7 protein-coding genes are annotated in these 8,874 nt (G+C 47.6%); all 7 read right to left on the bottom strand.

Features of this window, described 5'->3' with window-relative positions; translation table 11 throughout:
- Position 1: 1 nt before the first annotated feature.
- Positions 2-571, bottom strand: a complete 570-nt coding sequence (locus INE92_RS26150) for a lipase chaperone (RefSeq protein WP_007659504.1) — start codon at positions 569-571, stop codon at positions 2-4.
- On the bottom strand, positions 549-2,993 hold the full coding sequence (locus INE92_RS26155; RefSeq protein ID WP_005842190.1) for a VirB4 family type IV secretion system protein: 2,445 nt from the start codon (positions 2,991-2,993) through the stop codon (positions 549-551). The genes INE92_RS26150 and INE92_RS26155 overlap by 23 nt, the downstream gene beginning before the upstream one ends.
- Positions 2,994-3,004: 11 nt before the next feature.
- Complete coding sequence (locus INE92_RS26160; protein ID WP_005842192.1) at positions 3,005-3,307, bottom strand: hypothetical protein; 303 nt, start codon at positions 3,305-3,307, stop codon at positions 3,005-3,007.
- Complete coding sequence (locus tag INE92_RS26165; RefSeq protein WP_005842194.1) at positions 3,307-3,594, bottom strand: hypothetical protein; 288 nt, start codon at positions 3,592-3,594, stop codon at positions 3,307-3,309. The genes INE92_RS26160 and INE92_RS26165 overlap by 1 nt, the downstream gene beginning before the upstream one ends.
- A gap of 263 nt (positions 3,595-3,857) precedes the next feature.
- Positions 3,858-5,297 carry a type IV secretory system conjugative DNA transfer family protein gene (locus tag INE92_RS26170; protein WP_005842196.1) on the bottom strand — a complete coding sequence of 480 codons (1,440 nt, stop codon included), beginning with the start codon at positions 5,295-5,297 and terminating at the stop codon, positions 3,858-3,860.
- A 1-nt stretch (position 5,298) separates the two neighbouring features.
- On the bottom strand, positions 5,299-7,545 hold the full coding sequence (locus INE92_RS26175; RefSeq protein ID WP_212702086.1) for a DUF5712 family protein: 2,247 nt from the start codon (positions 7,543-7,545) through the stop codon (positions 5,299-5,301).
- 4 nt (positions 7,546-7,549) lie between these two features.
- Positions 7,550-8,146 (bottom strand): BfmA/BtgA family mobilization protein, encoded by a 597-nt coding sequence (locus INE92_RS26180; RefSeq protein ID WP_224205130.1) that lies wholly within the window; start codon positions 8,144-8,146, stop codon positions 7,550-7,552.
- Positions 8,147-8,874 lie beyond the last annotated feature (728 nt).

Genomic DNA, 8,874 nt, shown 5'->3' on the forward strand with positions numbered 1-8,874 from the left:
CTCACTTCTTGGCTGTTGATTTCAGGGCTGCGATCCGTTTTATAGCGTCATTGACCGTATTAAACCTCGCTCTCTCGTCGAGCATCTTGTCCCGGTTCTCTTTCAGCTTGTTATCCAGATCCACGATAATTTTTATCCTCTCCCCGTCGGTCATGCTCACCGAGGGCGATATGATCGTCCGGATCAGGTCAAAGGAAAGCACGCTTTCCTCCATGATCTTGTTCAGCACGTTCGTATATTCCCCGTATGCCTCCTGTCCGGTAAACACGTCCGACCGGGTGCACTCTTTCGCCGCCAGTTCCAACATTTCCCCCTGCATGGAAAGCACCTGCAACACCATTTTAGAGTTTTTGATAACCCCGTTCACCTGCCGGTACAGATCCAGGCTCTTAGTCAGTATGTCCCTGGATTCCCCCAGCACTTGAAACTGTTCGTATGCCTGTTTAAGTTCTTTCGCCCAGGTTATCTGCGATAGCTGCGTCAAGGCCGGATCGGACACCACCCACTGGCCGAACGCCGTACAGTAAAAGCACATCATCACAAGCAAACTACATAGACATTTCCGTTTCATAACTTTTCTGTTTTAATTGTTTATACTTCTCTATGGCCGTTTCCATGCTTCCGGCCTCCTTGTAAATCTCCTGCAATTTGTTCCATTTCTCGCCGTCGGTCTGGAATGCAAGCAATTTTTCCGGTGAAAGCTCCAGGCGTACCACCGTTGCATAACTATCCATAAACCGGATGAATATCTCCGAATACGGCCGTACCCCTGAAAAGTCGTTACGGATCGACTTCATCAGGTTTACGTGGCTCCGGTTCTTGATATGGAACGCCTCTACCGTCTGGTCGTAAACGATCTCGTTGGCCGGAAGCACGTATAAGAGTTGCGTATTGGCGATAATGCCTTTCGTGTACTCGTTATCGGGAAGCTGCGCCAATGACTGGACGATCGTACCCACCGCCCCGTTTTCCTTGCGGAGTTTCTGGTAACAGAACGCCACCGTCGAATGTATGTCCGCACCTGAAAAGGTGTCCTTTATAGACTGGCTTTCTGCGTACTCGTCAAAGATCAGCATCCCCCTGACGGAACGATCCGAAAGGATCTTGTTCTCTATCGTATCGAAAAGGATTGTCATAATGACGGAAATCAGGAACGGATCTTTCTTTATCTTCGTCAGCTCAAAGACGATAAAATCCCGGTTCTGCATATCGTTCTCCAGTGGGGACGGCTTGCACACGTTCTCATAAAATCCCCCCGGCATAAATTCCGAACACACGTGCAGGAAGCTGTCTATATCGAAGTATTCCGGCAGGATATTCAAACGCTCATACAGTTTTTTCCCCTCTCTTTGGACGTACCTGTAAAAGTCCGGGAAACAATGGCCGTCGGGAATATCCTCGTAATAACGGCAAATGATCTTTGTCAGCGAAACAACTTGTTTCGTGTCCTCCATGATCGCCTTAGACCGCCAGAATTTAAGCACCAGGTTTACAAGCGTCTTTATCTTCTCGTTGTCCGGCTGCTTCCCGGCCGTATAGAACGGATTGATCCCCAACGGGCTGCTGCCGTCATAATCAATATGCAGCGACCTGTCCGGGTACAACTGCGAAAGCTGGTAAAAGCTCTTTCCGAACTCGACGACGATCTGTTTATAATTCTGCTCGATGTTCTGCTGGATGATGTTCAACGACGTAACCGACTTTCCCCCACCCGTCGATGCGACGATAATCATGTTACGTGCCGGAATGCGTTTCTTATCTGCGTCCCAAACGTCCTTTCGAATCGGTGTTTGATACAGCCGTTCGTTAAACAAGATCCCCTCCTTGTCGCTGCGGAACGTAGAGTAATTGATCCCCATGCAGAGCGACGAATGCAGATCCGAAAGAAACAGGTAGTCCGGATTCAGGTTGTTTTCCCGGCCGATGATCGAGCCTATAAAGATATTATAAAGCCCCTCGTAACTTGGAATGTAATATTTAAACCCGGCGTTCGTGAAAATCATTTTTACCTGTTCCGTCTGTCGGTTCAGGATCGTTTCGTCATCCTCCAACAGCAACACGTTCAGGTGCGTTTTGCAAAGCACGTTTTCCTCGTTGATGATCTCCTGCTCATACGAGGCCAGGCCGTCATAACGGCTTTTTATGGCCTTGTCAAACTCCCGGTAACGGCCGAACAGCTTCACCCTCTCGGCCAGTTCCTCCCGGTAGCTTCCCCCGGCGAATTTCCATATCTGGTTTACCACATGGGAACAGGGCACATGAACGCCGATCCTTTCCAGCATCGACATATAAAGCTGGCTGTTTGCCTCCTGCAAAGTGCTGTCCGTAACATATACTTTCATCCTGTCGGGCAGATACCTTTCATCACAAACGGCAAAGAATATCCCTTTCTTCTGCCCGATCCTTATCATATCGGAACACTGTATATCCCTTAGTCCCTCGTCGTCATGGAAACCGTTCACGTACCGGAAAAGGTGCTGTTTCACCTCGGCCACGTTCAACGGCCGGATCTGCGTGCCACGGATATTCCGGATAATGGAAACTGCACTCTCCACCGATTCCAGAAACTCGGCCAGCCTGTCCCGGTCTGCCTTCGCCAGTTTCTCGCTATACGCCAACGGGTTGGCCTGGTACGCTTTTTCAAGGCTTTGCAGTCCCGAAAGCGTAAAGGACAATATGCAGAAGTGATGCAGGTATTCCCGTCCGTCGAAATACTTCCTTTCGGCCGTCTGTATATAGCCCTCCCCCTCGATCACATATTCCGGCTTGAATTTCCTGCGTAAAAACACGTCCTGCTTATGTATAAACCCGGTTCGGACATACTGGAAAGCCCGGAATAACTCGTTATGCCTTTCCTCCAGATCCGAGCGATCCAGCGAATAGGCCTCCGGCAATTCCAACAGGTAGGAAACGGATATTTCGCCGGATTTGGTAAGTATGGAAGATCCTACCGTATCCAAGATACAGTACGCTTGCGCTGCCGATATTTTCATAAAAAGAGTGTTTACAGGCTGTTTAACAGATCCTTATTCGATATGACAAATACCTGTCTTTTGAACTTGCCGAACTTGCGCTGCATGGAAAGGTTGATAAAGACGATCCGCAAGACCACAGAGGCGAACGCCCCGGCCACCAGCGAAACGATAAAGGCCAAAAAAGATCCCTCCCCACTCATGGCACTTGTCAGGAAGCCCACGACAAAAAGAACAATCACAGCCAGGATAATACAATAGATGCAAAAAAACTTCGTTCTCATTCCATGCACTTTCAGGGGTGTTTCCAGCCCCTTTCTAACCTGGAAGTCCATTAGAGGGACATTTTAAGTTTGCTATTGATAAGTGCGATAACGGCTGCAATGATCGCAAGCCCGATGATGATGTAACCAACTACCCAGAGTAAGTTTACAATACCCTCTTTTCTTGTTCCCTGTCCGTCCCGGTCTATAATCTTATCATAATTCATCACCACACCGATCCCCACTCCCACGATCAGGAGCATGGCGATCACCGGAACGGCATAATCACTAAGGAATGTGTTTACTTCATTTCTGATACCTCCAGTAGCCTGGAGCAAGATAAACAAAGGCGTTTTCATAAGGAGTTTATTTTTAAGTATTTAAGTAAATAAATTCTTATCCGGCCAATCCAAAAACAACCTTTGCTATTGCACTGGAGTTTCAAACTGGAGTGTATTTATACAATTATATTGTACAAAATCCATTCCAATTTGACATAATACACTACTGTTTTAATAAATACACTAATTATCAAACTTTTATAATTTTACCCCTTTTTTATATTCCACAAAAAAGTGTGGAGTTGTCCCACACTTTGTAGAATGTCGCCACACTTCCCTTGTTATTCAATGCCTTGTATATCCCTTATGATCTGCTGGTAATTTTCCTCTATATCCGAGGCCAGTACGGGATGCACGATCGGAAGCGGATCTTCCTTGTCCTCGTACATTTCAAACCTCAAATGAAAGTTCCTCATGTTGGAATGTGCCGCACTCCCCACGAACTCGCCCGATTTCAGGCTGGTAAAGAAATTCGTGTCGTATATTTCCTCTTTCTGCGTGGAAACTGTACGGCTGCGGTTCTCCCCTCCCCGGCTGCTTCCGGTGGTCTTTGAAACCCTCTGCCTCTCCTCTTTTCCAAAAACAAGCGGGTAGCTTTTCAAGGCCTCTATGTCCTTTGTCCGGCCAAAGAACTGGTTCCCGAAATTGGATTCTATCGAACTGCGGTCATATTTCCCGTATATCTTCTCGATCTTCGCCGCCGACTGCGTGAGGAAAACGAAACTGCAAAGGTATTCCCTTAGAACGGACGGCAGTTTCTCGAAATCGGCGATCCGGAACGTGGTCGCTTCATCCAGAAAGTAGAAGAACGGCACTTTGTTCGCCAGCGTGAAACGCCGGGACGAAATGGAAAGCATGAGCGATATAACCGGGGAAATCAGGTTTTCGATCTGATAGGCGTTCGATACGACAACCAATTTCGGACATTCCGGATCTATCAGGTTAAAGTCGAAATCATTTCCGGAAAGGACATAACACACCTTTTTTTCGTTGGCGAGCGTGCTTAGACTGTTGGTAAGGCTGCTTAGATAGCTGCTTTGCGTCTTGGGGCTGTCCTTTGCGTCCAGGAATGCCCCGGCCAGTACCCGGCTCTGGTGCTTGCCCTCCAGGAACGACGTTATCCGGACAGTTCCGGCCGAACAAATGAAATTAACGATATGGGGTATCGTGCAAAACTGCGGATAATCGTTATAAAACCGGATCGAAACGCCCCTTAATATCCCCAACGCCCCGTTAAACCACTCGTCCCGTTTGCCGTCCTTTCCCTGGTAGGCGGTCAGCATATCATCCATTAGCTGCAAGAACAAGGTTTCATTCTTCACCACGGAAGGACGTATCGGATTTGTCCGGTGCGTCCGTTCCATATCCGTGAAACTGATCTGGAAGCACCCATAAGGGTAATTATGTTTTTTTACCAGGTGTACGGCTGTCCTTGCCAGATCGAAATCCTTGTAATTATAGACAAATCCGGCAAACCCGGCCTGTATATACTGGCTTAACAAGGGCTTTCCTATGCTTTTGGTCTTTCCGGAGTTCGCCCCACCATAGACCAGGAAATTATCGAACGGATCGGCAAAGGTTATTTTCCTCCCTCCCCCGGCCGACAGTTCAAAACGGTATTTCTGTCCTTTTTGCTGCTGTTTCCCGGAATTTGGAAGCAACAGCACAACAACGATGATCCCCACCAGGCAGGCGATCCCTATAATAATATACATCATCATATCATAACTCTTTAAACGGGTTTAGAAAACTGCCGATCTGTTTTATCAGCATCATTTTTATATTAGCCGGGTTCTGTATAAGGCTGACGGCCTTTTTCACGTTGCCTACAAGCATCCTTTCCGTCCGGAAGCTATCCCCCAGGATCTCGTTTATCAGCTTTTGTTTGGCCTTACCACCGATAAACCCGACCGTCTTGTCTGCGCTTCGGTGCGTTCCCCTTTCCCTTTCCCGGCCTCCGGTATCTTTGGCGTACCCGGTAAAGGCAAGCAAATCCCGGTGTTCCATAAAGAAAGAACTTTCCCCCTTGATGTAGGTATAGTTTCCGGCCTCGTCCCTTTCGATCGTATATCCCCTCTCCCTCATGGCCTTGTTTATCTGCCTTACCGTCCGGTATTCGGGATTTGCCAGGCACTCCCTAAGATCCTCGTTCCTGACTGCGTACCCATGCTTGTATCGGTCTATCAGATTGATCTCATTCTCGTATGCGTATTTCCGGATCGCCGAAATCGGCACATAGGTTTTCGTTTCCCTATCAAACAGTACATCATAAGACACCTCTTTAAGCTCTTTCCTGTATTTCACCGGATCGGGTTCAGGCATGGGCGTTTCCGCTTCGTTTTCCGTTTCTTCCGGATGTGCCTCGCTCCCCGGCGTTTCCTGCTGCGCTTCCTCCTTTGTTTCCGGCTTTCCGGTCACGCTTTTATCCTCTTCCGGCTCGATCGGCACTTTCTGGTATGTCAGGAAAGAAATATTCTTGGCTTCCAGGCCGTTTTCCCGGTAGGCCACGCCCTCCTGCTTGTACTTGTACAGGTTAAACCGTTCGATAATGCCCTCCATGTGGCGGCTCTCCAGTTTCGGATCGGCGAATTTTTTCAGATCCTTGTGCCGTATGCTCACCCGTTCACCCTCCCGTGAAAAGGAATGTACCCCTTTCCGTACCTTATGCGTGTAGCCTTGTTCTTTCATGGCTACGACAATCTGGTTAGCGGACGTAAAACGGTAGTTCTCCAACAGGTTTTTAAGCTCCGGGTTCTTGATCTTCTTCAAGACGGCTTCGGCCGTCGGTTCGCTTTTCACCAGGTTTATTTGATGCTCGTATGCGAACTGCCGGACGGTGGCGAACGATACCGTCGTATGGTTTTGTTCATCATAAACCACTTTATAAGCGACCTCTTTCAAGGCCTTTTCCCCCTTCTGTGCTTCATCTTTTACATATGTCGAGAAACTTATATCCTTTACCTGCAAACCGTTCTCCCTGTACCCGGCCGGGTTCGCCTCGTACTTTGTCAAGTCGAAACGTTCCGTTATGCTTTTTAGCTGCTCGTCAGACAGAGGTTGTTCGAACGCTTTCAAGAGCCTGTGTTCAACCTGGAACACTTCACCCTCCCGTGAAAAGGAATGCACCCCCTTCCTTACCTGGTGCGTGTAACCTTGTTCCCTCATGGCTGCGACGATCTGGTTTGCCGCCGTAAACTGCTCGTCCTGCAATATCCTTTTAAGCTCCGGGTTCGTGATCTTCCCGATCTCGGCCGATACCTGCGGACGTACATAAGTTTCCCCCTCTTTGGCCTGGTAATCGAATTTCCGGTTAAAACATTCCTGTACCCTGACTTTCCAGCCCTCATGTGAAAAACCCCGTTTCACCGTCCCCCTGCCCTCCAGTTCCCAGGTGTTCCCGGCCGATTTAGCCCCCGGAGAAAGTTTCACTTTCCCGTCCAGGCTCTTGCGTGAAACGATTACGTGAACGTGTAAGTTCAGACCGGGTTTAGGCTCTCCGATCCTGGCGATCCCCTGTTTCACCTCTTCATCTTCCGGATGATAGGATCGTTCCGTTTCCACACGTGCGTAATACATGAGATCCTGGCCTCCCCTAATATTGTCCCGTCCGAAGTTCAAGGCGTATTCATCCATAGCCGAACGGGTGAACGCCTCCAGCTTTTGGAAAACCTCTTTTTTCTCCTGTGGTGTAAGTTCCTTAAAATCGTCCACTTTCCGGCCGATAAGGTGCATTTGTTCCGACTGCGACGGATTGAGCGAAAGCATGAAGAATTTAGCGTCGTTAGCCCCTAACGCCTTTTTGTTCCCGTCTATATCCATAATTACCCGTTCGGGTGAAATATCCTGCTCCGTATGGGAGAAAAAACGCTGTCCCTCCCCCGTTTCCTTTTCCAGATAACGCACCAGGTCGTGACAGCTTCCCGTATTTCCGCTTTTCACGTCCTCGGCCGGGTGTACTTTGGCAAACATAGGCTTATCTCTTTAGTTCGTCCTTTAACCTTTTCACCCACATATCCAGCGTATTACGGTCTATCTCATAAACCGTATCGTTGAATGTCGGTATCTTCTTCACCTCGTCGATACGCTCCACGATCTCCAGGATCTTGTGCGTATTGCATCCGACGGCCGGAGTTCCTTTCTCCTGCCGGGCTATTTCGAGATCCGTTTGCAGTTTCCCGGCCTTCTCCCGGTTTTCCCTGGCTTCCTGTTCCAGTTGCTTGGAACGCTCCAAAAGTTCCTGTACCTGTGAGATGTGCATATATTCGTCCGGATTGTCCCCCGGCGTTTTCACTTCCCCGACAAGCGACAAAAGGAGTTGTTCGATGTTTTTCAGCCTTACGTTAGTGGATTTCTCAATGCCCCGGACAACTTCGATCACCCGGCTTGCCTGCTCTTTGGCCGCAATGTTCGGCGGCATTACATTCGACTGCGGGGTGATCCCCGTTGTTTCAAAATAGAGTAACATTTCGGCCACGAACGCATCGTGCGATTTGTTTCCTTTCAGCATATCAAGCCTAAACCTTGTACTCTCCTTTATACGGATAGACGTATCTTTACTTGTTGTTGCCATAATTTCACGTATAGGGGGTTGCATACATAAATATCGGCTACAATATACTATAATTCAATGAATTATCAAAATAATGTATGCAATATGTATGCAATTCGCATACATATAAACAAGTAAACAGTTATATATCAGTGATTTAGAAAATCAGCATTGGACTAAGTCCAATGACTGCTTGCTCACTTTGGTAAACCGTCGTTCTCTCTCTCCTTGCTTCGCTCGTCGCTCCTGGAACGCTCCGCACGGCTTCGCTCCAATACATCAGACACCCAGCCCCCAAAATGCACATTACAAATGTACACCGCCCCCAAAAAAGTGTACATTTGTAAAACGGCGGCAATCGTTCCGATCACCTTATATTTTACAACACAAAAACAAAATTTTACACATTTTAACGCGCGGAAAAATCGCACTAAAGAAACGCTTCGCTCATTTTTTCTCCGTTTCTCATTTTCCGTTTTCAAAATGCACATTTTCCAGCCGTTTTTGAAGCCTGTGATTCCCTAAGATTTTCCTTCTTTGTGAGAATAGTCTTTGTAGAGGTTCTTTGTAAGAAAGCGTTTTTTCATTTATAATTAACTGAAATACAAATCGTTATAAGTGAAAAGACACAACCTAAAATACTCATTTTACTAAAATCCGAAGGGGGAAAATACTTATTTTACTAAAATTACCCCCTCCAATAAATACCCATTTTACTAAAGGTTACAATAAAAAGTACTTGGTATTTT

The sequence above is a fragment of the Bacteroides xylanisolvens genome (assembly GCF_018289135.1).
GTDB lineage: Bacteria > Bacteroidota > Bacteroidia > Bacteroidales > Bacteroidaceae > Bacteroides > Bacteroides xylanisolvens.